The following is a 25,719-nucleotide window of genomic DNA, read 5'->3' on the forward strand; positions in this document are numbered from 1 at the left end:
CTTGTTGTCAACCCTGAAGCGTATTGAGGTCGTCGACGTTGATACTGGATTTATTGCGGAACAGCAGCACCAGAATCGCGAGACCAATGGCAGATTCTGCCGCCGCGACAGTCAGTATGAAAAATACAAATACCTGGCCCGCCATGTCATTCAGATAATAAGAAAATGCAACAAAATTCATATTCACGGCCAATAACATTAGTTCAATGGCCATGAGCAGCACGATAAGATTTTTCCGGTTCAAAAAAATACCAATGACAGACAGGGCAAAAAGCATGGCGCCAAGTGAAAGAAAATGTCCAAGAGTAAGCATCATTATTTTTTTTCCTCAAGCGATGCGGCAGGCAAAATGTCAGGTGCGGCAACAACTGATTTCATCTTGACAAGCCTGACACGGTCTTGTGCCTTCACACGAACCTGCTCTGCCGGATTGGTTCGCTTAGAATCCTTGCGCTCACGCAAGGTCAAGGCAATAGCCGCAATAATGGCCACCAGCAAAATCACGGCTGCGATTTCAAGTGGATAGATATATTGCGAATAAAGCAACTTTCCCAATTCCTTGGTGTTGGACACCTGGGCCGCAAGGTCGCCTGGCACAGCGGCTGATGCACCTTGTGGCGGCTCACGAAAACCACCCATCAAGACGTATGACATTTCCAGTGCAATAACCGCGCCCACTGTTCCAGCCAGCGGAAAATGCTTCCAAAATCCCTTTCTTGCGCTGTCCAGGTTGATGTCCAGCATCATCACCACGAAAAGGAAAAGCACCATCACAGCACCCACGTAAACCAACACCAGAGTGATCGCCAAAAACTCGGCTTCAAGCAAAATCCAGATAGCAGATGCCTGAAAAAATGCCAGTACCAGAAAAAGTGCAGCGTGCACCGGATTGCGTGCAGTGATGACGCGAAACGCCGCAAAGAGCAGTATTGCGGCAAACACGTAAAAAAGACCTGTTTTAGCGTCCATGTTGAATGGGATTCTTTCTACTTACAAAAGCGAACAATGGAGCCGATTTTTCAGCGGTATTTGGCATCTGCCGCCCGGTTGGCAGCAATTTCGCTCTCATAACGGTCGCCTACGGCCAGCAGCATTTCTTTGGTGAAATACAAGTCCCCCCGCTTTTCACCGTGGTATTCCAGAATATGTGTTTCAACAATGGAATCGACCGGACAGCTTTCTTCGCAAAATCCACAAAAAATGCATTTGGTCAGATCAATGTCGTAACGCGATGTACGTCGGCTGCCGTCTTCGCGAACATCCGATTCAATAGTGATCGCAAGCGCCGGACACACCGCTTCGCAAAGCTTGCACGCAATGCAGCGCTCTTCTCCATTTTCGTATCTGCGTAATGCATGCAGTCCGCGAAAACGTGGACTCAATGGGGTTTTTTCTTCAGGGAACTGAATCGTGATTTTGCGGCTGAACATGTATTTTCCGGTCAGGGCCATGCCCTTGAGCAGTTCGGTCAACATGAAACTTGAGACAAAATCCTTGACGGATGCGACAGCAGACATGACTTTTTTGCCTATTTCCAGATGTTGTAAGAGGTCTGCATCCAGGCCCCAACGACCACCAACCAGACCAGGGTTACAGGTATAAAGATTTTCCAACCCAAGCGCATGATCTGGTCGTAGCGAAAGCGTGGAAATGTTGAACGAACCCATAGAAAAATCGTGACGACCACGAAACTCTTCAGACCCAACCAGATCCAGCCGGGAATCCAGTTGAACAATGCATGGTCAATTGGCGACAACCAGCCGCCGAGGAACAACAGCACACAAAGAACAGAAACCAGAATCATGTTGGCGTATTCAGCCAAAAAGAACATGGCAAACGACATGCCCGAATATTCCACCATGTGACCAGCCACGATCTCAGATTCGCCTTCCACCACGTCGAACGGGTGACGGTTGGTTTCTGCCAGACTGGAAATAAAATATACGACGAAGATAGGCAGCAAAGGCAGCCAGTTCCATGACAGGAAGGTAAGGCCCCTGCTGGCAGCCATGCCTGAGCCTTGGCTCATGACAATATCTGTCATGTTCAAGCTGCCGGAAACCATCAGCACCACCACAAGGCAAAAGCCCATTGCGATTTCATAGCTCACCATTTGTGCCGATGCGCGCATTGCACCCAAAAACGCATACTTGGAATTTGAAGCCCAGCCAGCAATGATGACGCCGTAAACTTCCAGAGAAGTGATGGCCATGATAAACAGTAAGCCAGCGTTCACATTGGCCAACGCCACATCAGGACCAAACGGAATCACCGCCCAGGCTGCAAGTGCTGGCATGATGGTCATGATCGGACCCAACACGAACAAGCCCTTGCTGGCTGCTGTGGGAATGATGATTTCTTTGGTCAGCAGCTTGAGTGCATCAGCAATCGGCTGCAGGAGGCCGAATGGTCCGATTCGATTTGGACCAAGGCGAACCTGTGTAAAACCAATGGCTTTTCTTTCCCATAAAGTGAGATAAGCCACGCATCCCATCAGCGGTGCCAGTACTGCCACAATTTTGATAAGCACCCAGAGAACAGGCCAGACAGTGGCAGGCCAAATTCCTCCCATCAAGCCTTGCCCCGTTGCATATATTCCATCAATCATGCGCCCGACCCTTCAAAACTTGCAGCCTTACGCGCATCGGCTGTCAGCTGCAACGAAGTAGCACGTCTGACCAACCCATCGAGTTGGTAAATGCTTGCCACCACTGGTGCAGGACCACTCACGGCAGAAACATCCACCTCGTGCTTGATTGAATTGCCCAATCGATCTGAAGCAATGTGACTGGCACCGGCATCACCAATGCTCTTTAGCACATCGCTTGACGATTCAAAATTAAAGCCTGACAAACCCAGCAAATTGGCCAGTACGCGCAGGACTTTCCATGCAGGACGCGTTTCCCCATTGGGCTTGACCACTGCATGAAAACTCTGGATACGACCTTCAGCGTTGATAAAAGTGCCTGGAGTTTCGGTAAAAGGAGAAATCGGCAACATCACATCGCTGAAACTCATGTTGGCCTTGAAAGGACTCAAGGTGACAACCATCTGTGAAGAATTAAGTGAAGCTTTGGATTGAACACCGGGAGCAGAATCGAATTCAGGTTCGCTGTTCAGCAGAATTACGGCCTTGAGTCTTCCATCGAGCATCTGGCCTGCATTCAACCCCCCTTTGCCTGGGAGTGCATTAACGAATTGTGCGCCAACGGTGTTGGCAGCTTCCGTCAGGAAACCCACGCTGGCGGCGCATTGCTCTCCTATCCAGTTGGCCAGTGCCAGCAGACTGGAAGCATTGGCATGATGCGCAGCGGCATTACCAAGCAGGATCGCTTTGCGCTCACCACTCATCAAAGACAGTGCTATTGCTTTTGCCGTCTCAGTGATTTCGCCGGAAACGGGAGCGATCACTCCCTTTTCAACAGCAATTGCCGCGGCAACATTGGCCAGCGATTGCGCCCAGTTTTCAGACGATGCCAGCAGCGCGTTGGAGACAGGCATTGCCCATGCATCCGTTATGGGCAGTTCTTTCAGAGAATTAACCGTACTGAGCACACAGCCATTTCGGATCGACTGCCTGATACGCAGTGCAAACAAGGGATGGTCCTTGCGCAGGTTGGAGCCAACCACCAGGACGCGCTGCAGTTGCGACAGCGAAGCAATGGAAGTGCCGAGCCATCGAATCAAAGATGATGAGGTGAAATCTGCATTGCGCAAGCGATAGTCAATATTTTCGCTGCCAATCCCGCGCATCAGGGAAGACGCCAAATGGAGTTCTTCCAGCGTGCTGTGAGGGCTTGCAAGTGTGCCAATGCTGTCGGCACCGTACTCTGTTTTGATCTGTTTCAGTCCATTGGCGACATATTCAAGTGCAGTTTGCCAGTCAACCGTTTTCCATTCACCGCCCTGCTTGAGCATGGGGCGAGTTAGCCTGTCATCGGTATTAAGGGCTTCATAGGAAAAACGGTCGCGGTCTGCAATCCAGCATTCGTTGACAGCTTCGTTTTCAAGCGGCAGCACGCGCATTACTTTGTCATGCTTGACCTGGACGATCAGGTTGGCACCTGTCGAGTCATGAGGACTGACCGACTTGCGGCGCGACAACTCCCAAGTACGGGCGCTGTAGCGAAACGGCTTGCTGGTCAGTGCGCCCACCGGGCAAAGATCAATCATGTTGCCGGACAATTCCGAGTCCACCGACATGCCCACAAAAGTTTCAATTTCAGCATGCTCGCCTCGGTGCGACATGCCCAACTCCATCACGCCGGCCAATTCCTGTCCAAAACGAACGCAACGGGTGCAGTGTATGCAACGGCTCATTTCCTGCATAGAAACCAAGGGTCCCACATCCTTGTGGAAAACTATGCGCTTTTCTTCCTGATACCGGGATTCACCAGCGCCGTAGCCTACAGCAAGATCCTGCAGTTGGCATTCTCCACCCTGATCACAAATCGGGCAGTCCAAAGGATGATTTATCAGCAAAAATTCCATCACGCCCTTCTGGGCTTTGATGGCTTTATCATTCTTGGTGTGCACGACCATGCCTTGCGTGACAGGTGTAGCGCATGCAGGCATGGGTTTAGGCGCCTTTTCCACGTCGACGAGGCACATGCGGCAGTTGGCGGCAATGCTCAGCTTCTTGTGATAACAGAAATGCGGAATATAGGTACCTGCTTTTTCAGCTGCATGCATCACCGTGCTGCCTTCAAGCACCTCTACCTTCTGGCCGTCCAGTTCTATTTCAACCATATTTTTTTCTTTCCGCAGTTCAGGCTTGTGCCGCAGTTCGACTGATCGACTGAACGGTGCTTGGATTCATGGCAGGAGGTGATTCAATTTTTGGAATCATCGCTTCAAATTCATGTCGATAGTGCTTGATCATGGCGCGCACCGGCATGGCTGCGGCATCGCCCAAGGCGCAAATCGTTCGCCCCTGAATGTTGTCGGCTACCGAATTGAGCAGGTCCAGATCGCTGGCACGACCAAGTCCGTTGTGGATGCGGTCCACCACACGCCACAGCCAGCCCGTTCCTTCGCGACATGGTGTACATTGACCGCACGATTCATGCATGTAAAAGTATGAAAGACGCTTCAAAGACTCGACCATGCAGCGGGAATCATCCATAACGATCACTGCCCCTGAGCCCAGCATGGATCCAGCTTTGGCAATCGAGTCATAGTCCATGGTGCATTCCATCATGATGGTCGCAGGCAACACCGGCGACGATGACCCACCTGGAATCACAGCCTTGAGTGTGCGACCCTTGCGAACACCGCCAGCCAACTCCAGCAGTTTGGCGAAGGGCGTTCCCATCGGGACTTCGTAGTTTCCAGGCAATTCAACATCGCCGGAAACTGAATAAATCTTGGTGCCGCCATTGTTTGGCTTGCCGCACTCAAGGTAGGCCGAGCCACCATTGCGGATGATCCATGGCACGGCAGCAAAGGTTTCGGTGTTGTTGATGGTGGTGGGCTTGCCATACAGCCCGAAGCTTGCCGGAAACGGCGGCTTGAAACGCGGTTGGCCCTTCTTGCCTTCCAGGGACTCCAGCAGAGCGGTTTCTTCACCGCAAATATAGGCACCAAAACCATGCGACGCATGAAGCTGGAAATTGAAGCCGCTTCCCAGAATACCGTCACCCAACAAGCCTGCAACACGCGCTTCATCCAGCGCTGCCTCGAAACGGCGATAAGTGGCAAAAATTTCGCCGTGGATGTAGTTGTAGCCGACGCTGATACCCATGGCATAAGCAGCAATCGCCATTCCTTCGATCACGCTGTGCGGGTTGTATTGCATGATGTCACGGTCTTTGCAGGTGCCTGGCTCGCCTTCATCAGAATTGCAGACCAGATACTTCTGACCCGGGAACTGGCGTGGCATGAAGCTCCACTTGAGACCGGTCGGAAAACCCGCACCACCCCGGCCTCGCAAGCCGCTGGCCTTGACTTCGGCAATGACTTGGTCGGGCGTTAATCCAGCGCCACCATCCTGGCCAAGAATTTTGCGCAACGCTTGATAGCCGCCACGGGCTTCGTAGTCATCAAGGCGCCAATTACTACCATCAAGATCGGCAAGGATTTGCGGGTGGATATGTCTGCCATGAAAGCAGGACTGCACCCCAGTGGCTGTAAATTGCGACAGCAAGGACTCGGCAATTGCGTTTTCGCCGGAATTTAATGGAAGCGTCATAGACTTAAGCCTTCGCTATTTTTAGACCATCAACCAGCTGGTCCAGTTTTTCGTTGCTCATGAAACTGCACATGTGGATGTCATTCACCAGCATCACCGGCGAATCGGCACAAGCACCCAGACATTCAGACTGCTGAAGCGTGAACAAGCCGTCTGCCGTTGTTTCACCCATCACGATACCGAGTTTTTGCTCAAGATGGTGCAGCGCCTTGGCACCGTCACGCAACTGGCAAGGCAGATTCGTGCAGACATTGAACTTGTACTTGCCCACTGGGCGCTGGTTGTACATGTTGTAGAAGGTCGTGACTTCATGAACTGCAATTGGTGCCATGCCCAAATATTCAGCCACTATTTTTTCGCTTTCAGCGCTGACAAAGCCCTGTTCCTGCTGCACGATCTGCAGGCAGGCCATGACAGCCGACTGCTTCTGGTCAGATGGATACTTTGCAACTTCGCGGTCAAAAAGCGCTTGAGTTTTTTCAGAAATCATTGAAGAAGTCATACGGTTAGCGGTCAATTTCACCAAACACGATATCCATCGTGCCAATCACCGCCACGGCATCGGCAATCATGTGACCGCGGGCCATTTCATCCATGGCCGCAAGATGGGAAAAACCAGGTGGACGGATCTTCAGCCGGTATGGTTTGTTAGCGCCATCACTGACGATATAGATGCCAAACTCACCCTTGGGATGCTCGACGGCGGCATAGGCCTCACCTTCTGGCACGTGAAAACCTTCAGTGAACAACTTGAAATGGTGAATCAGCTCTTCCATGTTTGACTTCATGGATTCGCGGTTCGGAGGTGCCACCTTGTGGTTGCTGGTGATCACTGGTCCAGGATTGACACGCAGCCAGTCCACGCACTGCTTGATGATTCGATTGGACTGGCGCATTTCGGCAATACGCACCAGATAGCGGTCATAGCAGTCACCGGTTTTACCCACCGGAATATCGAAATCCATATGCTCATAGACTTCGTAGGGTTGCTGTTTGCGCAGATCCCAGGCGAAGCCCGAACCTCTGAGCATGGGACCGGTAAAACCCAGATTCAATGCCCGCTCGGGTGACACCACGCCGACGCCGACGGTGCGCTGTTTCCAGATGCGGTTATCGGTCAAGAGGGTTTCATATTCATCAACCAGCTTTGGAAACTTTTTCACAAAGTCGTCGATGAAGTCCAGCAGCGAGCCTTGACGATTTTCGTTCAAAGCATCAATCGCCTTGGCATTGCGAATCTTGTTGACCTTGTACTGCGACATGCTTTCAGGCAGGTCGCGGTACACCCCACCCGGACGGAAATACGCTGCATGCATGCGGGCGCCAGACACCGCCTCGTACATATCGAACAGCACTTCGCGCTCGCGAAAGCAATAAATCAACATATTCATTGCGCCGCAGTCGATGCCGTGCGCGCCCAGCCACATCAAGTGGTTGAGCAAACGGGTGACTTCGGAAAACATCACACGGATGTATTGCGCCCGAACCGGCACATCCACACCAATCAGTTTTTCGATGGCCAGGCAGTACGCATGCTCATTGCACATCATTGACACATAGTCAAGTCTGTCCATATAAGGCAAAGACTGAATATAAGTTTTGCTTTCGGCCAGTTTTTCGGTTGCTCGGTGCAGTAGTCCGATATGCGGGTCGGCGCGCTGGATCACTTCTCCGTCAAGTTCGAGCACAAGGCGCAAAACGCCATGCGCTGCCGGATGCTGCGGTCCAAAATTGAGCGTGTAGTTTTTAATTTCAGCCATGTCTAATCTCTTGCGAAAACCGCCTATTGAAGACCGCCGTAGTTTTCCTCGCGAATCACGCGGGGAATCATCTCGCGCGGCTCGATGGTGACAGGCTGATAAATTACACGTTTTTGCTCGGCGTCGTAACGCATTTCCACATGACCGGTGGTTGGAAAATCTTTGCGAAACGGATGTCCAATAAAACCATAGTCAGTCAGAATGCGACGCAGGTCGTTGTGACCCTCAAAAACAATGCCATAAAGGTCAAAAGCCTCACGCTCGAACCAATTGGCGGAATTCCATATGCCGTTGACCGAATCGATTACAGGAAAATCGTCGTCGGGACAAAATACTTTTAGCCGGACCCGTTGGTTAAGACTGACAGATAACAAATGCAACGAAACACAATAGCGCAGGCCATCATATTGGCCATTTTTGTATTCGGAATAGTCCAGTCCGCAAAGGTCCATTAATTGCTCAAATTTGCATGCTGGAGTATCACGAAGCAATGTTGCGGCCACCAGATAATCGGAAGCCGACACAGTTACTGTGATTTCCCCAAGTGCAATCTTGACTGTTTTAGCTTTGCCAGCCAATGCCGATGCAATCGTTTCAGCCAACTGTGAAATTGAAACAGGAGGAGAGGACAATGTCATCAAGCCCTCGCAATCGTGTTGGTCCGGCGAATCTTCTGTTGCAACTGGATAATGCCGTAAAGCAATGCCTCTGCGGTTGGTGGGCAACCGGGCACATACACATCCACCGGCACGATACGATCACAGCCACGAACGACGGAATAACTGTAATGGTAATAACCACCGCCATTGGCACACGACCCCATGGAAATCACCCAACGCGGCTCTGCCATTTGATCGTAAACCTTGCGTAGCGCCGGGCCCATCTTGTTGCACAAGGTTCCGGCAACGATCATGAGATCGGATTGACGCGGGCTGGGTCGAAACAACATACCAAAACGGTCAATGTCATAGCGCGCAGCACCCGCATGCATCATTTCCACGGCACAGCAAGCCAGACCAAAGGTCATGGGCCATAGTGAACCGGTCTTGGCCCAGTTGACCACCGAGTCGTAGCTCGTGGTCACAAAGCCTTCTTTGAAAACACCTTCAAGTGACATACCCGTATCCTTTTGAAAACACCTTTGTAAGGCTTTTCCTAAACCCCAGTACAGCGCACTCTTATTCCCAGTCCAGCGCACCTTTTTTCCACTCGTAGACGAATCCGACGACCAAGATGCCAAGAAAAACCATGACCGACCAAAATCCAAGCGGGCCAATTTCCTTGAGTGAAACCGCCCACGGAAACAGAAAAGCAATTTCAAGATCAAAAAGGATGAACAGGATGGCGACCAGGTAGTAACGCACGTCGAACTTCATGCGGGCGTCTTCGAAAGCCTCAAAACCGCATTCGTAAGGAGAGTTCTTTTCGCTGTCCGGCCGGACAGGCCCCAGCAAGCGACCCAAGACCATCGGCAAGATACCGACACCCACACCCACCAAGACAAACAAGAGAACAGGAAGGTATTGGTCGAGGTTCATCGTGGGTTTCAACTTTTGAAAAGCCACTCGCAAAGAAAGCCGCGCAGATTGCCTGCACGGCTTGTGCGAGTTTGCCGTTTGAGCCGAAAGCAGCCACCGGGGCATGCTGCCGATACTATTCAATTTGGTGCGGACGGCGAGACTCGAACTCGCACACCTTTCGGCACTACCCCCTCAAGATAGCGTGTCTACCAATTTCACCACGTCCGCGATACTTGCTTTTGCCTGGATGGCTTGAGGAAACTTTGCAGCTTTTTTGCTTTCCAGACAGTCTTAGAGTTTACCCTGAAATCGCAAGGTTTCACTTTGAAGCCTTGGCTTTGTTGTCTTATTTCGTGGGAATTTGACCCGCGCCTGAAGCAGGCACAACTGGTACTGAAGGAACTGCCGTATTGACAGATGCGGGTGCAGATGTGCCAGGAATTTGCGCTGCGCCTGATGCGGGAAGGGCTGGAGCCATGACAGCCATACCGTCCAGAACACTCGAACCGCTGCGAGGCTGTTGCACCCCTCCAAAATAAGCAAGCAAGAGGGTGCAGGCAAAGAACAACGCAGCCAGTACCCCGGTCGTGCGTGACAGAAAATTGGCACTTCCACTGGCGCCGAACAAGCTTCCAGAACCGCCGCTGCCAAAGGCTGCACCCATGTCGGCGCCCTTGCCATGCTGAACCAGAATGAGGCCCACCATCGCCAGCGCGGACAACATTTGGACGGCCAGTACTGCAGTCAGTAAAAAATTCATGATTACTCCTAATTTAGTAGCGAATTCTGCCCGTCAAACCGACGCAGAAGCAATAATTTTCAAAAAGTCAGGAGCCTTGAGCGAAGCACCGCCTATCAGCCCTCCGTCAATGTCCGGCTGGGCCAGCAAAGTAGCTGCATTGGCAGCGTTCATGCTGCCGCCATACAGTATCTTGATACGGGCCGACTGGTCGGTCGCCGCTTTCAACTGAGCCCTGAGCACCGCATGCACGGCCTGGGCTTCTTCTGGTGAGGCGGTCTTGCCTGTACCGATGGCCCAGACCGGCTCATAAGCAACCACCACCTCGCTGATGCAGTGCCCGTTGGCATGGATCACGGCCGCCAGTTGGCGCTTGACGACTTCTTCAGTTCGGCCAGCTTCACGCTCAGCCAACGTTTCACCTACACAAACGATGGGTGTGACGCCTGCTGCGAGCGCGGCCCTGGCTTTTTCAGCCACCAGCGCATCGGTTTCAGCATGGTATTGGCGTCGTTCTGAATGGCCGACAATGGCGTAGCGACATCCAAACTCCTTGAGCATGTCAGCACTGACCTCGCCGGTGTATGCGCCCGAACCCTGAGCAGACACGTCCTGCGCGCCCAGGTCCAAAGCCGACAGCGCCGTGTATTTCGACATCAGGGACTGGACTTGCATCAAATAAGGTCCGGGGACACACACGGCCACTTCGCAGACCTGGCCTTGTGCCAGCCCTGCAGCAAGGGCCGCTAGCAGTTCTTCATTGGCAGCCACACTGCCGTTCATTTTCCAGTTTCCTGCAATCAGCTTTTTCATAAGGTTCTTTGGGTGTTGCCTGCTGATTACCAGGTCAGGACGATCTTGCCTATGTGCCGGTTCGATTCCATCAGGGTGTGCGCACGGGAAGCGTCGGCTGCAGCAAAGGTGCTGTGAATAACGGGCTTGATCGCCTCGCTGGAGATCAAAGGCCAGACCTTTTCCTTCAGCGCCGCTGCAATGGCCGTCTTGAATTCCAGCGAACGTGGCCGCAGGGTCGATCCGGTGATCGTCAGCCGCCTGCGCAACACCATGCCGGCGTTGAACTCGGCCTTGACACCGCCCTGCACGGCAATGATGACGAGCCGGCCATCCTCGGCCAGGCATTCGACCTCACGCGCGACGTAAGAGCCGCCGACCATGTCGAGGATGACATCGACGCCCTGCCCTTTCGTCAGCGTCTTGACCTGCTCGACGAAATCATTGGTTTTGTAGTTGATCGCATGGTCGGCGCCGAGTGCCACGCAGGCCGCGCACTTTTCGTCAGTGCCTGCTGTCGCCAGCACTGTGGCGCCCATCGCTTTGGCAATCTGGATCGCAGTCACGCCGATGCCGCTGGAGCCGCCCTGCACAAGCAGGGTTTCGCCTTTTTGCAGACGTGCACGTTCAAAGACATTGCTCCACACGGTAAAAAACGTCTCAGGCAGCGAGGCTGCCTCGGTGTCGCTCAGCCCCTCAGGCACTGGCAGGCATTGCCCGACAGGCGCTACGCACAGTTCGGCATAACCTCCACCCGCGACCAAAGCACACACCCGGTCGCCGATTTTCAAATCGGCCGCCGACATCGCAGCAGCATCACCGTTGACGATCTCGCCGGCCACTTCCAGCCCGGGGATGTCGGACGCGCCGGGCGGCACTGGGTAATTGCCAGTGCGCTGCAGCACGTCAGGACGGTTGATGCCGCTGGCACGCACGCGGATTAGCACTTCGCCTGCAGCCCACACAGGGTCTGGACGCGTACCCATCTGAAGCACTTCAGGCGCGCCAAAAGAAGTGATTTCAATGACTCTCATGATGTTTCCCGGTCATTTGTGCTGCCAGCGCACACCAAGCATGCACTGACAGCTACAAAATCTATAGCGAATTACGAATCAACCCTGATGAACAGGACGGTCCAGCAGTGCCTTCATGGAAAGCTTGACGCGGCCTTTTTCATCAGTTTCCATGACCTTGACTTTGATGATCTGGCCTTCCTGGAGGTAGTCGGTGACCTTCTCGACACGCTCGTGGGCGATCTGGCTGATGTGCAGCAGACCGTCCTTGCCGGGCATCAAATTGACCAGCGCACCGAAGTCCAGGATCTTGGTGATCGCGCCTTCGTAGACCTTGCCGATTTCGACTTCAGCGGTGATTTCGGCGATGCGGCGCTTGGCTTCATCAGCCTTGGCGCTGTCGTTCGAGGCGATGGTGATGGTGCCGTCTTCCTCGATGTTGATCTGCGTGCCGGTTTCCTCGGTCAGCGCGCGAATGACAGCACCGCCCTTGCCGATCACGTCGCGGATTTTCTCGGGGTTGATCTTCATGACGTACAGGCGAGGCGCAAAGTCGGACACTTCGGCATTCGCCTGGCCCATGGCTTCCTGCATTTTGCCCAGAATGTGCATGCGGGCTTCCTTGGCCTGGGCCAGCGCGACCTGCATGATTTCCTTGGTGATGCCCTGGATCTTGATGTCCATCTGCAGCGCGGTGATACCGAACGTGGTGCCGGCCACCTTGAAGTCCATGTCGCCCAGATGATCTTCGTCACCCAGGATGTCGGTCAGCACGGCAAAACGGTTGTCTTCCTTGATCAGGCCCATGGCGATGCCCGCCACATGCGCTTTCATCGGCACACCGGCGTCCATCAGCGACAGGCAGCCACCGCAGACCGAAGCCATCGACGACGAGCCATTGGACTCGGTGATCTCGCTGACCACGCGCATGGTGTACGGGAATTCTTCCTTGCTAGGCAGCACGGCGATCAGCGCACGCTTGGCCAGACGTCCGTGGCCGATTTCGCGGCGCTTCGGGCTACCGACACGGCCGGTTTCGCCAGTGGCGAACGGAGGCATGTTGTAGTGCAGCATGAAACGGTCTTCGTAGTCGCCGCTCAGGGCGTCGATACGCTGCGCGTCGCGCTCGGTGCCCAGCGTGGTGACGACCAGCGCCTGGGTTTCGCCACGCGTGAACAGCGCCGAACCGTGGGTGCGCGGCAGCACGCTGTTGCGGATTTCAATCGGGCGAACGGTGCGCGTGTCGCGGCCGTCGATGCGTGGGTCACCGGCCAGGATCTGGCTACGGACGATCTTGGCTTCGATGTCGAACAGCATCCCTTCGACGGTCACGCCGTCAAATTCGACGCCTTCGGCCTTCAGGCCGGTCTTGGTCAAAGCGGTTACTTCACGCGTGGCCTGTGTGCGGGCCTGCTTGTTGCGGATCTGGTAGGCAGCGCGCAGCTTTTCCTCGGCCAGCGCACCGACCTTGGCGATTAGCACCTCGTCCTTGGCGGGCGCCTGCCAGTCCCAGACCGGCTTGCCGGCATCGCGCACCAGTTCATGGATGGCGTTGATGGCAATGTTGCCCTGCTCGTGGCCAAACACGATGGCGGCCAGCATGATTTCTTCGGACAACTGTTTGGCTTCGGACTCGACCATCAGCACGGCGACTTCGGTACCGGCCACGACCAGGTCCATGGTGGAATCCTTGAGCTGGGTCTTGCCGGGGTTCAGCACGAACTCGCCACCGATGCAGGCCACGCGGGCCGCGCCGATCGGGCCGTTGAACGGAATGCCGGAAATCGCCAGCGCGGCACTCGAAGCGATCAGCGCGGGAATGTCGCCTTCGACTTCAGGGTTGAGCGACAGCACGTGGATCACGACCTGCACTTCGTTGAAAAAGCCTTCGGGAAACAGCGGGCGGATAGGGCGGTCGATCAGGCGCGAGGTCAGCGTTTCGAATTCGCTCGGGCGGCCTTCGCGTTTGAAAAAGCTGCCGGGAATACGGCCTGCGGCATAGGTCTTTTCCAGGTAGTCAACGGTCAGCGGGAAAAAATCCTGGCCGGGCTTGGCATCCTTCTTGGCGACCACGGTGGCCAGAACGACAGTGCCGTCCATGTCCAGCAGCACGGCGCCGCCGGATTGGCGCGCCATTTCGCCAGTCTCCATCGTGACCTTGTGTTGGCCCCACTGAAAGGACTTGGTGACTTTATTGAAAATGCTCATGTGTTTTCTCCATTTTTTCAGGGCACGTCAGGCTGTACCGAAAGCCCGGAGCGGCGGCTGGTTGAACACGATGCCATTCCATAAAACGCCTGCAAGTGGAACTCTGCAGGGCTTGTCTTGTGGAATGACACAGCGCGTGCTCACTGGGCCTTGCTCCGAAGTCATCAGTCACACCATGGGCACGACTGAAGTTTGAACAGGTTTTTTTGCAGTTTTGAAGTGCAAAACGCCTGAGCTAGTGAACTAACTCAGGCGCTTTTCGATGGGTTTACCGATTATTTACGCAGGCCAAGCTTGGCAATCAGCGCAATGTAGCGGCCTGCATCCCTGGACTTCAGGTAGTCCAGCAGCTTGCGGCGGCGGCTCACCATGCGCAGCAGGCCGCGGCGACCGTGGTGATCTTTCGCATGGGTCTTGAAGTGGGGCATCAATTCGTTGATACGGCCAGTCAGCAGGCCGACCTGGACTTCAGGACTGCCGGTGTCGGTGGCGGAACGGGCATTATCCTTGACAATCTCGGCCTTGATTGATTTTGCGATCATGGGTTTTCCTCTTGCAACGGTGTTGCGACTGGCGAGCGAAGCAGATTTCCCACAATTGGGAGATGACCGCTTTCGTCGTGATTTCTGGTGGTACGGGCTGCTTTTTCAAGCCGCCGCATACATCTCAGAGCCTCACATTATAGCGCAAGCCATCGCTGCAACCGCTGCACGCCCTGCTCCAGCCTGACCACATCGTGGCTGGCAAAACACCAGCGCATCCAACCCTGCGCTTGTGGTGTCGGGTTGACCATGAAGGCATTGCCTGGCGCCAGGCCGAGCCCGGCCTCGACCACCAGGCGCTTGGCGGTTTCCAGCGAATCACCGAATCGGTCTTGGTCGGACAGCCTGAAAAAAGCGTACATGCCGCCCTTGGGGGTGGCCACTTCCACACCGGGCAGTGCCTGCAGCAGCGGCACCAGCGTATCGCGGCAGGTTTTCAGGTGCGCCACCAGTTGGGGCGTGACGTCGTTGGTCCCCTGCAGCGCGACCAGCCCGGCACGCTGGATGAACACCGGCGCACAGGAGGTATTGAACTCCACCAGCTTGCCCATGTGCGGTGTCATTGACGCCGGCATCACCAGCCAGCCCAGGCGCCAGCCGGTCATCAAAAAACTCTTGGAAAAACTGTGCGCCACAACCAACCGGTCTTCGGGGTCGGCAATGTCCAGAAAGCTGGGCGCGCAGCCATTGGGCGTGTGATCAAAGTACAGCCGCTCATAGACCTCGTCGGCCAGAATCCAGGTACCGGTCAATCGGCAATGCGCCAGGATCGAAGCCTGCTCGGCCCGGCTCATCGTCCAGCCGGTGGGATTGTTCGGCGCATTGACGATCAGCAGTTTGGTGGCCGGCGTGATGGCAGCGAGCAGCTCAGCCATGTCAAGCCGCCATTCGCCTGCCACCGGCTTGAGGCTGACGCAGCGCAGCTTGGCGCCCATGATCATCGGCTGCGCCGTCAGGTTGGGCCAGACCGGCGTCACCGCAACCACCTCGTCACCTGCATCGACCAGCGCCTGCACGGCGAGCATCAGCGCATTGACACCGCCCGAGGTCACGGCAATGCGGTCGACCCGAATCGGTGCGGCGCCTGGGCAACGCAGGCCGGTGGAATACGCGGCAATGGCGTCGCGCAACTCCGGCAAGCCGAGGTTGTGCGCGTAAAACGTTTCGCCCAACTGAAGCGAAGCAATCGCGGCATCGCGGATAAACGCAGGTGTGGCCTCGTCGCTTTCGCCAAACCAGAACTTCAGCACGTCGCTGCGGCCCATGCCCGCATTGGCCACCTGACGGATCATGGATTCCTCGAGATTCAGGACTGTCTGTCGCATGTACGCCCTTTTTGAGATTGAAAAAAATGAAATCGGCAGGATAAAAGCTCAGGGGCGGACCATTTGGCAGGTGGTCGGCTGCTCGGCGCGCTGGGCTGAAATGGCCTTGATGATGCGAAAACCGTAGCCCGATCCCTCAACATCGAATTTAACGCCAGGCGCGCCCTGCTTGCCCATCATGGCCACCGCCAGTGGCTGCTGAAACTGGTGGTCGCTGGCACGCATGCGGCCCTTGAAACCAGAAAAATTTACTGTGGCATTTTCCATCTGCGCGGCGACGGCACCTGCTTCGCTGCTGCCGGCTTTTTCCAGGCTCTGGGCCAGCGTTTCCACCATCAGTTGCATGCGCATGTGGACATAGTCGTCCTGCGGCCGGGGAAAGCGCTGGCGAAACGACTGGTAGAAATTCTCCGAGGCCGCGCCCGGCGTGTTGGGGAACCAGTCGGCCACGGCAATCACCTTGCCGACACCGGCATCGCCGAGCGCAGCGGGCACGCCCAGCGCATTGCCATAGAAGGTGTAGAACTTGCCGTCGTAGCCGACTTCCCTGGCAGCCTTGATGAGCAGCGTCAGGTCATTGCCCCAGTTCCCCGTCAGCACCGCCTGCGCGCCGCTGGACTTGATCTTGGCCGCATAGGGAATGAAATCCTTGACGCGGCCGATTGGATGCAACTCGTCGCCGACGATCTGTACATCGGGCCGCTGCGCCTCAATTTGCTTGCGCCCTTCGCGCAGCACGGCCTGGCCAAAGCTGTAGTCCTGGCCGATCAGATAGACCTTTTTGACCGCCGCATCGTCCTTGAACACGTCCATCAGCGCAGCCATGCGCATGTCGGCATGGGCGTCGAAGCGGAAATGCCAATAGCTGCACTTCTCGTTTGTCAAAATGGGATCAACCGCCGAATAGTTCAGGAACAGCACGCGCTTGCCGGGCTCGCGTTCGTTGTGTTTGTTGATGGCATCGATCAGTGCCGCCGCCACAGCCGACGAATTGCCCTGTGCGATCACGGTCACGCCGTCGTCAATCGCCGAACGCAGGGCAGCCAGCGATTCCTCGTTCTGGCCCTTGTTGTCGTAGCGCTCAACCACCAGGTTGTGCGCACCGTCGGCCAGTTTGACGCCACCGCGCGCATTGACGCGTTCGGTGGCCCAGACCAGGTTGCGGAACACGGCCTCCCCGGTGTTGGCAAAGGAACCAGACAGGCTTTCGATCAGCGCGATGCGCACCGGCGGCGGGGAAACGGGCTGCGCCTGGGCCAGCAATGAAAGGCTAAGACCCAAGGCGGCGGCGGTGCGCTTGAAAATAATTTGCATAAGAGAAGAGAGAAATTCCTGTGTTGATGGCGTCAGAATGCAAGCCAGACAGACGTGGTCGAGCCCGCCGAATGATCAGGCGTTCAGCCCATCGGAACGGGTCGGGGCTGGAATTCCGAAAGATTCCAGCGCGGCTTCACGTCAAAGGTGTAGCTGCCCTGAAGCCCCTGCAAATCGACCAGTCCGGCCTGCAGACGCATGCCGGCGGCCATGGCGATCATCGCGCCGTTGTCGGTGCAGAACGCCAGCTCGGGGTAATGCACGCGGATACCGCGCTGCCGGCAAGCCGCATTGAGCTGGCTGCGCAGCAAGGCGTTGGCGCCAACGCCGCCTGCCACCACCAGCCGCTTAAGCGCGGTTTGCGACAGGGCAGCCAACGTTTTTTTGACCAGCACGTCGACGATGGCCGCCTGCGTGGACGCGGCCAGGTCGGCCTTTCGGCTTTCCAGGTCGTCGCCCAACTTTTTGGCCTGCGTCAGCACGGCGGTCTTCAGGCCGGCGAATGAAAAATCCAGGTTGCCGCTGTGCAGCAAGGGCCGGGGCAGCTTGAAGGCCGCACCGTCGCCTTCAAGGGCGAGTTTTGCCAGGTGCGGCCCGCCCGGATAAGGCATGCCCATCAGCTTGGCCGACTTGTCGAAAGCCTCACCGGCTGCATCGTCAATCGTTTCGCCAAGCAGCTCGTAGCTGCCGACGCTATCGACCCGCATCAACTGGGTATGCCCTCCCGACACCAGCAGCGCCACGAACGGGAATTCGGGCGGATCGGCACTCAGAAAAGGCGACAGCAAATGGCCTTCAAGATGGTGCACGCCCATCGCCGGCTTGCCCAGCGCAGCGGCGAGTGAACACGCCACGCCGGCACCGACCAACAGGGCGCCGGCCAGGCCCGGGCCGCGCGTGTAGGCCACCACATCGACATCGGCCAGCGTGCGCTGTGCGCTTTGCATGACTTCCTGCGTCAGCGGCAGCACGCGCCGGATGTGGTCGCGGCTGGCCAGCTCGGGCACCACGCCGCCAAAGGGCTGGTGCATGGCAATCTGGCTGAACAAGGCGTGCGACAGCAGGCGCGGCACGCCTGTGCCGCTGGCATCGACCAGCGCCACGCCGGTTTCATCACAACTCGACTCAATTCCAAGAACCAGCATTTTTTCAAACATGGCGGCTAGTTTAGGCGACGCGCTTAAGCCCCTAGGCCAGCATTGCCCACCCTACTTCATCACCAGCCCGCCATCGACAAACAGCACCTGGCCCGTCATGAAGCGGCTCCAGTCCGAGGCCAAGAAGAGCACCGGCCCGGCCACGTCGTCGGGCGTGGCCACCCGGCGCAGCGGCGTTTGGCCGACGATCATCGCCTTGACCTCTTCAGGCGTCCCCTGGCTGGCCGACGTGGGATAGACCAGTCCGGGCGCGACGCAGTTGACGCGTATGCCCAGCGGCCCCAGCTCGACGGCCAGGTTGCGGCTGAAGCCCACCAGCGCGGACTTGGCCGTGGTGTAGTCATGGTAAGGAATGGACGGCCGCTCGACCAGATCGCTCACCATGTTGACGATGCTGCCCCGGGCGCGCTGCCTGAAATGCGGCAGCACGGCCTGGCAAACGTTGTAGGCGGCGTGAACCGCGCCGTCCACCTGCGCCTCGTAGTCGCTCCAGGCCAGTTCCCAAAACATCTTGCGCTGGTCGGGGTCGAAGCTGAAGGCCCTGAACGCGTTGTTGACCACCACGTCGAGGCGGCCGACTTCGTCCAGTACCTGCGCCACCATGGCCTGAACCGCCGCTTCGGAACAGACATCGGCCTGAATCGCCAGGCCATCGCCGCCCACGTCCTGGCAGCGCGCCACCACCGCATTGGCGGCCGCTTCGTTACGCAGGTAGTTGACGACCACCAGCGCGCCTTCGCGGGCGAAGGCCAGCGCAATGGCCGCACCTATGCCCCGGCTGGCGCCGGTGACCAGCACCACCTGACCCTTGAATTTCAGGGCATTTGCGCCGTGGGCTGCGGTGCTCATGGCGCGGGCAGCAGGTCCTGGCTAACCACCTCCGAAACCTTGATGGGGCGCTGCACCAGCCCCAGCGCAAGGTAGGTGTCAGCGGCTTTTTGCAGCACCGCGAGGTCAAAAGCACCCAGCCCGTTTTTGCGCGTCATGGCCGACACACTGGCCAGGTTGCGCAGGCCGATGATTTCGCGATTGATGGCAGCGTCCTTGCCGTCAATCGCATATTTAACCGCCAGCGCAGCCGCCTCGTCGGGTTGCCTGATCATCCAGGCGGCGCTGTCGCGGTAAGCTGCCAGAAACTGGCGCAGCAGCGGCTTTTTTTGCTGATAGGTATCCTCGCGCACGACAAACAGGTCGCTAGAGACGTTCAGGGTGTCCTTCACCTCCATGACATTGACATCGGCAAGACCTTTTTGCCGGCCAACCAGCAAGCCCGTGTCGGTGGCGGCGGTGGCATCCACCTGGCCCTGCATCAGTGGCGCGAAATTGAGCAAGCCTGTCACCACAATAGTCACATCCGACTCGCTCAGACCGGCCTGATGCAGCAGCACCAGAAGGTTCTGCCGCGTGCCGCTGGACAGGCTGTACACGCCAATCTTTTTGCCTTTCAGGTCTGCCGGCTTGTTGATATTGCTGCCCTTGAGCGAGACCACGTTGAAGACGTTTTGCGGATAGATGTCGTAAATGGCACGCAGCTTTTCCCCTTTTTCCAGCGCCGAGAAAAAGGAACCCGGGTCGGTGAAGGCGATATCGGCTTGTCCGGTCAGCAGGTTGCGCAGCGCGTCGCCGCCACCCGCGCCCGGTACGTAACGCAACTCAATGCCTTTGGCCTTGAAAAAACCCTTGTCTTCATCGACAAGCAGGTTGGTCACTTCGGTGATCGGCTTGCTCCAGCCGGCAACAACGAATTTCTCCAGGCTGGCGGGCGGCGCAGCTGATGCGGCCAAGGCGGTGCCGGCCAGGCTGGGGTTAAGCAGTGCGACAGCGGTGGCAGCTGCAGCCAGCCGGGTAAATGAGCGACGGGCAAGCGAAGAATGCAAGATTTTTTTCATGATGGAGTTTGTTTGGGAAGCAGGGTGATACGTGACGCCAGCAGGCGTTTTTCAAGCAGGATAGACAACTGGTACAGCAGCAGGCCGAGCAAGGTGATGAGCACCAGCACGGCAAACATCAGCGGCGTGTCCATCATGCCCTGCGCGGCAATGATGAGCGCGCCCAGGCCGGAACTGCCGCCAATGAACTCGCCGACGACAGCGCCGACCAGCGCCAGCACCACGGCCACGCGAAAGCCGCCCAGGATGCCGGGCAGCGCCGAGGGCAGCTTGAGCCGCAGCAGCGTCTGCCAGCGCGTGGCGCCCAGCATGCGAAACAGCTCCAGCCGCTGCCGGTCGACCTGACCCAATCCGGTCATGGTGTTTTCCATCAGCGGGAAAAAGCACACAAGCGCCGTGATCACCACCGTCGAGGTCATGCCAAAGCCGAACCAGACAATGAACAGCGGCGCCAGCGCCAGCTTGGGAACGACCTGGCTGGTGATGACATAAGGCATCAACAGGCGCCGCAGGCTGGGCGATTCACCCAGCGCCACGCCGCCGACCAACCCCAGCACGCCGCCGGCCACCAGTCCCAGCACCAGCTCCAGCACCGTCTGCACGAGGTGCGGCCCCAGGTAGCCCGACAGCAAGCCTTTGTACAGCGCGTCAAACACCAGAGACGGCGGAGGCAGCACCAGCGCCGACAGCTTGAGCTCGCGCGCCGCCATCTCCCAGACCAGCAGCCCGGCAGCAAACAGCAGCCAGGCAAAAAAGTGGGTTCGGCGAGCGCTCATTGCGCGCCTCCACTGCCATCCATGCCCGCCCTGAGCTGCGCGCACAGCGCGTTGAAGGCCGGGCTGTAGCGCACGTCGCGTCCGCGCGGCCGGGGCAGCGCCACCGGCAGGTCCTGGCAGATGCGCCCGCCCGCCATCACGGCCACCCGGTCGGCCAGGTAGACCGCTTCGCTGATGTCATGCGTGACGAAAAACACCGTGGTCTGGCGCAGGCGGCACAGCGCCAGCAGATCGTCCTGCAGGTCTTCGCGGGTGATGGCGTCGAGCGAAGCAAACGGCTCGTCCAGCAGCAGCAAGGCGGGCTCGACGACCAGCGCACGGGCAATCGCCACCCGGCTTTGCTGGCCGCCCGACAGATGGCGCGGGTAGTGATTTTCCAGGGCCGACAGGCCCATCAGCGACAACAGTTCGCGCGCCTTGGCCACTTCCTGCAGCGCAGGCGGATGGCGCAGCGACAGCGGCAGCAGCACGTTGTCAAGCACGGTGCGCCACTCCAGCAATGTCGGCGACTGAAAGACAAAGCCCAGTTCGGGGCCCGGCCGGGTGTGCGGCACGCCTTGCAGGCGTATCACCCCGGCGCTGGGCTGCAGCAAGCCGGCAGCCAGTTTGAGCAGCGTGGTCTTGCCGCAGCCGCTGCGGCCCACCAGGCAATGGAACTCGCCCTGCGCGATGCGCCAGTCCACCCGGTCAACCACGGCCGGCCAGCCCGGATAGGTGTAGCTGACCTGCGCCATGTCCAGGAAACTCATGGCTGGCGCCCGTTTTTACAGCCCAGGGCGCTAATCGACATAAGGGGCAAAGCCTTCAGCGGCGAGTTCGGCCGATTGTTCAATCTCGACCATCTGGACCAGGTCCAGCAAATTGAAGCGTCCGTCATGGTGCCATCCTGCCTCGGGCGAGGTCATGCTGCCCAGCGCGCAGATACGGGTCACACCGGCCTGCCCCAGTAACTCGGCCAGCGCAAACAACTCCGTGGGCGCGGCCGCCAGGCCCACGGTCTGCAAATAAACGCGGCTTCGGGCAATTTCAGGAAAGACCTGCGCCAGGTCGTCCACCGCCACCACCAGCACGGTGCGGTTCAGCGCGCTGGGCGCCAACCCTTGCAATTGATCGGCATAGGCCACGCGCCAAGGCGTGTCCGCATCGCCCATCAGGCTGGCACCGGGCTGCGTCATCAGCCGCAGCTCCTGCGCCTGGTTCCAGCGCGCCACCTCGCTGGCCTCGTCCAGCGCCAGCGTGCGTCGCGGAAACCGCGGCTCCAGGCTGGCAATGGCTTGCGCCAGGTAGTGCGCGAAGGCCTGCGGCGCCACCTTGCCGCCGCGCTCGACGTAGAACAACTGTGGTGAATAGCAGCCTTGCTGGTCGTAGCGCACCACGTCGCAAGCTGCCTGCTGCGCCGTGGCCGGGGCCTTGCGCGCATCCAGCGCAGCACGGGCCACCATGCCAAAACTGAGCTTGTGGCCATACCCCAGAAAGCGCGTGGTGACGGGCACCTGCGCGCGCAATGCCTGCAGCGCGCCATTGCCGCCATAGGCGAGCACCACGTCGGCCTGCGCAAACAACGCCTGCTCCAGCGGCGCGTCACCGCCCTTCCACCACCCTACTGCCAGGCAGTCGGCCAGCGCCGGGTCCAGTTCCACCAGCAGGTGGGCGAACCAGCCGGCAAACAGCGGCTCGGCGCTGGGCAATTTGCCAATGCTGCCCGACTTGACCAGCAGGCTTGAAATCAGACTCCACAGCGGCAAACCCGGTACATTGCCGGCCCAGACGTGCACCAGCAGTTCCGGCCCCACGGCCTTGGCAAAGCCGCCCTTGGGGCGCGGCTGGAATTCATCGAGCAGCTTGGGGTTGGCAAAATCCTCGGCCACGAAGCGTTGCAGTTGCGGCTGGCGAAAAGTTTTCAGGTAACTGGTCAGCCCCAGCCGCACCGTCTCGGGGTCGTAGCCGGTGACCAGCGGGAGCAGCCGGTCGGCCTGCTGGCGATACGGGTCGCTGCGGTCCAGCAGCCGCGCAATGGCGCTGTCGACCAGCGCAATGATTTGCGACACCGTGCGCGTCTTCAGGTAGGCCCGGCTGCCCTGCTTGACGCGCTCGGCCAGGGCCGCCCATTGCACCTGGCTCAATACCGGCACGGCCACTTCGAGCCGTTCGCTGCCGCTGCCGAAATGCAGCGTCTGCCACGCCAGTTCATCAGCCTTGAAGCCCGGCAGGTAGCCGGCCACGGCATGCCACACCGTCATGCGCGGGCGGCCTGCAAAAATTCTTCCACCGCCAGCGAGCAGCCCTTGGCCTGTGTGCCTTCGGCGCGGCCAACTAGCAAAAATCCGTCCGTGACCGCCACGCCGACGTCTTCCGTGAGGATGGTCGTCACCGAGTTGAAATTGGCCAGGTCGCAGTGCGCCAGCACGCCCTGCTCGCCATGCGCCACTTCCGCGCCGCTCAACGGGTTCACCAGGCGCGAGCGGATCCAGTGCGGGCCCGACTTGACCGCCGGCAGCTGCGCACTGCCGTTGTCGTAGAACTGCGTGCTCAGCTCGGTCATGCCGTACATGTTGATGCAGTCCTCGGGCGGCACGCCCAGCAGCGCCGTCAGCTGCGCATAGAACTGCGCCATGGGAATCTCACGCGACTGGCCCTTGAAGCCGCCGGTGTCCAGCACCCGGCTGCCTGCCGGCAGGGCAAATTTTCGTCCCTGCTGCGCCAGTGCATCCATCAGGTGCACCAGGCTGTAGGACGCGCCCAGCAGCGCATAGGGCTGCGCCATGGCCTCGGCCTGCGCCAGCGCCGCGCACACGCCCGCCGTGTCCAGCCCGGCGGCGTCGATGAAGTAGCGACTGTCGTCCGCGCCAAAGGTCTGCAGCGCCAGCGCCAGGTAGTGCGCCAGCGATGAGTTCGGCATCACCTCTTCGGTGGGAAATAAGATGCCCATGGCCATGCTGCTCTGGCCGCGCATGAAGCGCCGGGCGAAGTTGGCGCGCATTGAGGCGTCGTACACCGCCAGGGTCGGATGGTGGTGCTTGCCCTTGACGTCGCCCTGCGTGGTGCCGCTGGTCATGAACACACGGTCAGTGCTGGAGGGTGGCTGGCAGGTCAGGCACAGGGCCTTGAAGGCACTGATGGGAACGGCCGGAATGTCTTGCCAGGTCTTGACCGTTCGCGGCGTCTTGCCGCGTTGCCGGCAAAAGCGCTGGAACGGTGTGTTGTGGGCAAACTGGTAGGCAAACAACGCCAAAGCCTGGGCGTTGAAGGCGTCGTCAGTGACGCCATCCTGCGCTATGAAAGCCAGCACGCCGTCAACGATCGGGTCGGCAAGCGCTTGCGGGCGGGCGGGTGTTGCGTTGTCAAGGGCATCCATGGTCGTCATTCCTTCAAGAGTCTGCGGTGGCAGGGTGCTCCGAAAGTCGTGATGGCGGGAGTGAACCCTGTCCTGACAGCTCTTCTTACGTCGGCATGACCCGAAATCAAGTTCGCGGGTTTGGTGAAACCATCTCAGCCGCCCTGCCATCACTGACCGGACTGCACCCCGAAGCGGAAATGATTCTAAGCGCAAGGACCTGCGCTGTGGTGGCACCTGCGGTGGCCTGCGCAGGGCAGCGTGCCGCAATGCCCCGACCGTGCACGAAAACCGGATGCCTTCCCGGCAAAACCCACCATCGGCATAAATTTTGCTTGTAGACACCATGACATTGCCCCATTCCCTGCGCCTGGTGGTCATTGCACCGGACCTGATGGTTGCCGATACCGGTGACGAGGCTGCCGTGGCGCTGGCCGAGCGCTCGCGCCAATTGCGCATCGGCCTGCTCGAAGGCGGATTCAATCTGGTTGCCACGCTGCCAGCCGACACCTTTTTGCGCGAACGGCTGGCGCAGTTGCAGCCCGACATGATCATCGTCGACGCCGAAAGCGATGCCCGCGACTCGCTCGAACACGTCGTCATGGCCACGCGCGACGAGCGCCGGCCCATCGTGCTGTTCACCAATGACGACGACACCCGCCACGTGAAGGACGCGGTAGCCGCTGGGGTTTGCGCCTATATTGTTGCCGGCCTGGCGACGTCGCGCATCCGCCCGATCCTGGACGTGGCCATGGCGCGCTTTGAGCACGAACAAGGGCTGCGCCGCGAACTGGCCGATGTGCGCACCGAACTGAAAGACCGCAAGATCATTGACCGGGCCAAGGGCCTGCTGATGCAGCGCCAGGGCCTGTCTGAACAGGCCGCGTACGAAAAGCTGCGCAAGGCGGCCATGGACAAGGGCCTGCGGCTGGGCGACGTGGCGCAGCGCATGCTGGATGTGGCTGACCTGCTGGGCTAGTCAGCCCAGGCCGAAATGGTGCAGTGCACAACCGCAGTGCGTCTCCAGGAAAACGGGGCCTTGAATCGCAAAAAATCAAAATGCTATTTATTTAATAGCTGCTTGCGCAAGCAGGACAAGCGCCACAGCCCTATTTATCTTAAATTTTAAGCGTTGATCAAGCCTTCTGTTCAGTTGGCAC

At 58.2% G+C, this 25,719-nt stretch carries 26 protein-coding genes, 1 tRNA gene and 1 riboswitch; of the genes, 1 reads left to right on the plus strand and 26 read right to left on the minus strand.

Annotated features, from left to right (window positions below; genetic code table 11):
* Positions 1 to 7 precede the first annotated feature (7 nt).
* The 26 genes from nuoK to H4V98_RS13985 all read right to left on the minus strand — a co-directional run bounded on the left by nuoK (position 8) and on the right by H4V98_RS13985 (position 24,580).
* Positions 8 to 316: an NADH-quinone oxidoreductase subunit NuoK gene (nuoK, locus tag H4V98_RS13860; protein WP_036810385.1), complete on the minus strand. Its 309-nt coding sequence runs from the start codon at positions 314 to 316 to the stop codon at positions 8 to 10.
* Positions 316 to 969 carry an NADH-quinone oxidoreductase subunit J gene (locus tag H4V98_RS13865; RefSeq protein ID WP_196863547.1) on the minus strand — a complete coding sequence of 218 codons (654 nt, stop codon included), beginning with the start codon at positions 967 to 969 and terminating at the stop codon, positions 316 to 318. The genes nuoK and H4V98_RS13865 overlap by 1 nt, the downstream gene beginning before the upstream one ends.
* 50 nt (positions 970 to 1,019) lie before the next feature.
* A complete protein-coding gene (gene nuoI, locus H4V98_RS13870) occupies positions 1,020 to 1,517 on the minus strand; it encodes an NADH-quinone oxidoreductase subunit NuoI (RefSeq protein WP_029524391.1) in 498 nt (165 codons plus the stop codon).
* 11 nt (positions 1,518 to 1,528) lie between these two features.
* Positions 1,529 to 2,608: an NADH-quinone oxidoreductase subunit NuoH gene (gene nuoH / locus H4V98_RS13875; protein ID WP_196863548.1), complete on the minus strand. Its 1,080-nt coding sequence runs from the start codon at positions 2,606 to 2,608 to the stop codon at positions 1,529 to 1,531.
* Entirely contained in the window at positions 2,605 to 4,749 is a 2,145-nt protein-coding gene (gene nuoG / locus H4V98_RS13880; RefSeq protein ID WP_280757595.1) for an NADH-quinone oxidoreductase subunit NuoG, read from the minus strand. Before nuoG ends, nuoH begins: the two co-directional genes overlap by 4 nt.
* Positions 4,750 to 4,768: 19 nt before the next feature.
* Positions 4,769 to 6,190, minus strand: coding sequence for an NADH-quinone oxidoreductase subunit NuoF (gene nuoF, locus H4V98_RS13885; protein WP_196863550.1), 1,422 nt, complete (start codon positions 6,188 to 6,190; stop codon positions 4,769 to 4,771).
* A 4-nt stretch (positions 6,191 to 6,194) separates the two neighbouring features.
* Positions 6,195 to 6,680: an NADH-quinone oxidoreductase subunit NuoE gene (nuoE, locus tag H4V98_RS13890; RefSeq protein ID WP_196863644.1), complete on the minus strand. Its 486-nt coding sequence runs from the start codon at positions 6,678 to 6,680 to the stop codon at positions 6,195 to 6,197.
* Positions 6,681 to 6,696: 16 nt separating this feature from the next.
* Positions 6,697 to 7,950 carry an NADH-quinone oxidoreductase subunit D gene (locus H4V98_RS13895; protein WP_196863551.1) on the minus strand — a complete coding sequence of 418 codons (1,254 nt, stop codon included), beginning with the start codon at positions 7,948 to 7,950 and terminating at the stop codon, positions 6,697 to 6,699.
* Positions 7,951 to 7,973: 23 nt separating this feature from the next.
* Complete coding sequence (locus tag H4V98_RS13900; RefSeq protein WP_196863552.1) at positions 7,974 to 8,588, minus strand: NADH-quinone oxidoreductase subunit C; 615 nt, start codon at positions 8,586 to 8,588, stop codon at positions 7,974 to 7,976.
* Positions 8,588 to 9,067 (minus strand): NADH-quinone oxidoreductase subunit B, encoded by a 480-nt coding sequence (locus H4V98_RS13905; protein ID WP_011800826.1) that lies wholly within the window; start codon positions 9,065 to 9,067, stop codon positions 8,588 to 8,590. Before H4V98_RS13905 ends, H4V98_RS13900 begins: the two co-directional genes overlap by 1 nt.
* Before the next feature lie 61 nt (positions 9,068 to 9,128).
* Positions 9,129 to 9,488 (minus strand): NADH-quinone oxidoreductase subunit A, encoded by a 360-nt coding sequence (locus tag H4V98_RS13910; protein WP_196863553.1) that lies wholly within the window; start codon positions 9,486 to 9,488, stop codon positions 9,129 to 9,131.
* A 125-nt stretch (positions 9,489 to 9,613) separates the two neighbouring features.
* Positions 9,614 to 9,698, minus strand: a tRNA-Leu gene (locus H4V98_RS13915).
* A 118-nt stretch (positions 9,699 to 9,816) separates the two neighbouring features.
* Positions 9,817 to 10,230 (minus strand): preprotein translocase subunit SecG, encoded by a 414-nt coding sequence (secG, locus tag H4V98_RS13920; protein WP_196863554.1) that lies wholly within the window; start codon positions 10,228 to 10,230, stop codon positions 9,817 to 9,819.
* A 33-nt stretch (positions 10,231 to 10,263) separates the two neighbouring features.
* The gene (gene tpiA, locus H4V98_RS13925; protein WP_196863555.1) at positions 10,264 to 11,022 is read right to left on the minus strand and encodes a triose-phosphate isomerase; all 759 of its coding nucleotides are present in this window, start codon (positions 11,020 to 11,022) and stop codon (positions 10,264 to 10,266) included.
* Positions 11,023 to 11,048: 26 nt separating this feature from the next.
* The gene (locus H4V98_RS13930; RefSeq protein ID WP_196863556.1) at positions 11,049 to 12,035 is read right to left on the minus strand and encodes an NAD(P)H-quinone oxidoreductase; all 987 of its coding nucleotides are present in this window, start codon (positions 12,033 to 12,035) and stop codon (positions 11,049 to 11,051) included.
* A gap of 78 nt (positions 12,036 to 12,113) precedes the next feature.
* Positions 12,114 to 14,222, minus strand: a complete 2,109-nt coding sequence (pnp, locus tag H4V98_RS13935; protein ID WP_196863557.1) for a polyribonucleotide nucleotidyltransferase — start codon at positions 14,220 to 14,222, stop codon at positions 12,114 to 12,116.
* Positions 14,223 to 14,497: 275 nt separating this feature from the next.
* On the minus strand, positions 14,498 to 14,764 hold the full coding sequence (gene rpsO, locus H4V98_RS13940; RefSeq protein WP_196863558.1) for a 30S ribosomal protein S15: 267 nt from the start codon (positions 14,762 to 14,764) through the stop codon (positions 14,498 to 14,500).
* Positions 14,765 to 14,901: 137 nt separating this feature from the next.
* Positions 14,902 to 16,107 (minus strand): pyridoxal phosphate-dependent aminotransferase, encoded by a 1,206-nt coding sequence (locus H4V98_RS13945; RefSeq protein WP_280757858.1) that lies wholly within the window; start codon positions 16,105 to 16,107, stop codon positions 14,902 to 14,904.
* 30 nt (positions 16,108 to 16,137) lie between these two features.
* Positions 16,138 to 17,403 carry a branched-chain amino acid ABC transporter substrate-binding protein gene (locus H4V98_RS13950; protein ID WP_196863560.1) on the minus strand — a complete coding sequence of 422 codons (1,266 nt, stop codon included), beginning with the start codon at positions 17,401 to 17,403 and terminating at the stop codon, positions 16,138 to 16,140.
* A gap of 83 nt (positions 17,404 to 17,486) precedes the next feature.
* Positions 17,487 to 18,548, minus strand: a complete 1,062-nt coding sequence (gene tsaD / locus H4V98_RS13955) for a tRNA (adenosine(37)-N6)-threonylcarbamoyltransferase complex transferase subunit TsaD (protein ID WP_196863645.1) — start codon at positions 18,546 to 18,548, stop codon at positions 17,487 to 17,489.
* Positions 18,549 to 18,611: 63 nt separating this feature from the next.
* Positions 18,612 to 19,409 (minus strand): 3-oxoacyl-ACP reductase, encoded by a 798-nt coding sequence (locus H4V98_RS13960; protein ID WP_196863561.1) that lies wholly within the window; start codon positions 19,407 to 19,409, stop codon positions 18,612 to 18,614.
* Entirely contained in the window at positions 19,406 to 20,449 is a 1,044-nt protein-coding gene (locus tag H4V98_RS13965; protein WP_196863562.1) for an ABC transporter substrate-binding protein, read from the minus strand. Before H4V98_RS13965 ends, H4V98_RS13960 begins: the two co-directional genes overlap by 4 nt.
* The gene (locus H4V98_RS13970; RefSeq protein ID WP_280757596.1) at positions 20,446 to 21,225 is read right to left on the minus strand and encodes an ABC transporter permease; all 780 of its coding nucleotides are present in this window, start codon (positions 21,223 to 21,225) and stop codon (positions 20,446 to 20,448) included. The genes H4V98_RS13965 and H4V98_RS13970 overlap by 4 nt, the downstream gene beginning before the upstream one ends.
* Entirely contained in the window at positions 21,222 to 21,974 is a 753-nt protein-coding gene (locus H4V98_RS13975) for an ABC transporter ATP-binding protein (RefSeq protein ID WP_196863564.1), read from the minus strand. Before H4V98_RS13975 ends, H4V98_RS13970 begins: the two co-directional genes overlap by 4 nt.
* Positions 21,975 to 22,004: 30 nt before the next feature.
* Positions 22,005 to 23,465: an acyl-CoA reductase gene (locus H4V98_RS13980; RefSeq protein WP_196863565.1), complete on the minus strand. Its 1,461-nt coding sequence runs from the start codon at positions 23,463 to 23,465 to the stop codon at positions 22,005 to 22,007.
* Positions 23,462 to 24,580: a long-chain fatty acid--CoA ligase gene (locus H4V98_RS13985; RefSeq protein ID WP_196863566.1), complete on the minus strand. Its 1,119-nt coding sequence runs from the start codon at positions 24,578 to 24,580 to the stop codon at positions 23,462 to 23,464. The genes H4V98_RS13980 and H4V98_RS13985 overlap by 4 nt, the downstream gene beginning before the upstream one ends.
* 65 nt (positions 24,581 to 24,645) lie before the next feature.
* Positions 24,646 to 24,761: riboswitch (TPP riboswitch) on the minus strand.
* A 144-nt stretch (positions 24,762 to 24,905) separates the two neighbouring features.
* On the opposite strand from H4V98_RS13985, the gene H4V98_RS13990 reads away from it, so the two are divergent.
* Positions 24,906 to 25,538, plus strand: coding sequence for an ANTAR domain-containing protein (locus H4V98_RS13990; RefSeq protein WP_196863567.1), 633 nt, complete (start codon positions 24,906 to 24,908; stop codon positions 25,536 to 25,538).
* The last annotated feature ends 181 nt before the right edge of the window (positions 25,539 to 25,719 follow it).

The sequence above is a fragment of the Polaromonas sp. CG_23.6 genome (genome assembly GCF_029892315.1).
GTDB lineage: Bacteria > Pseudomonadota > Gammaproteobacteria > Burkholderiales > Burkholderiaceae_C > Polaromonas.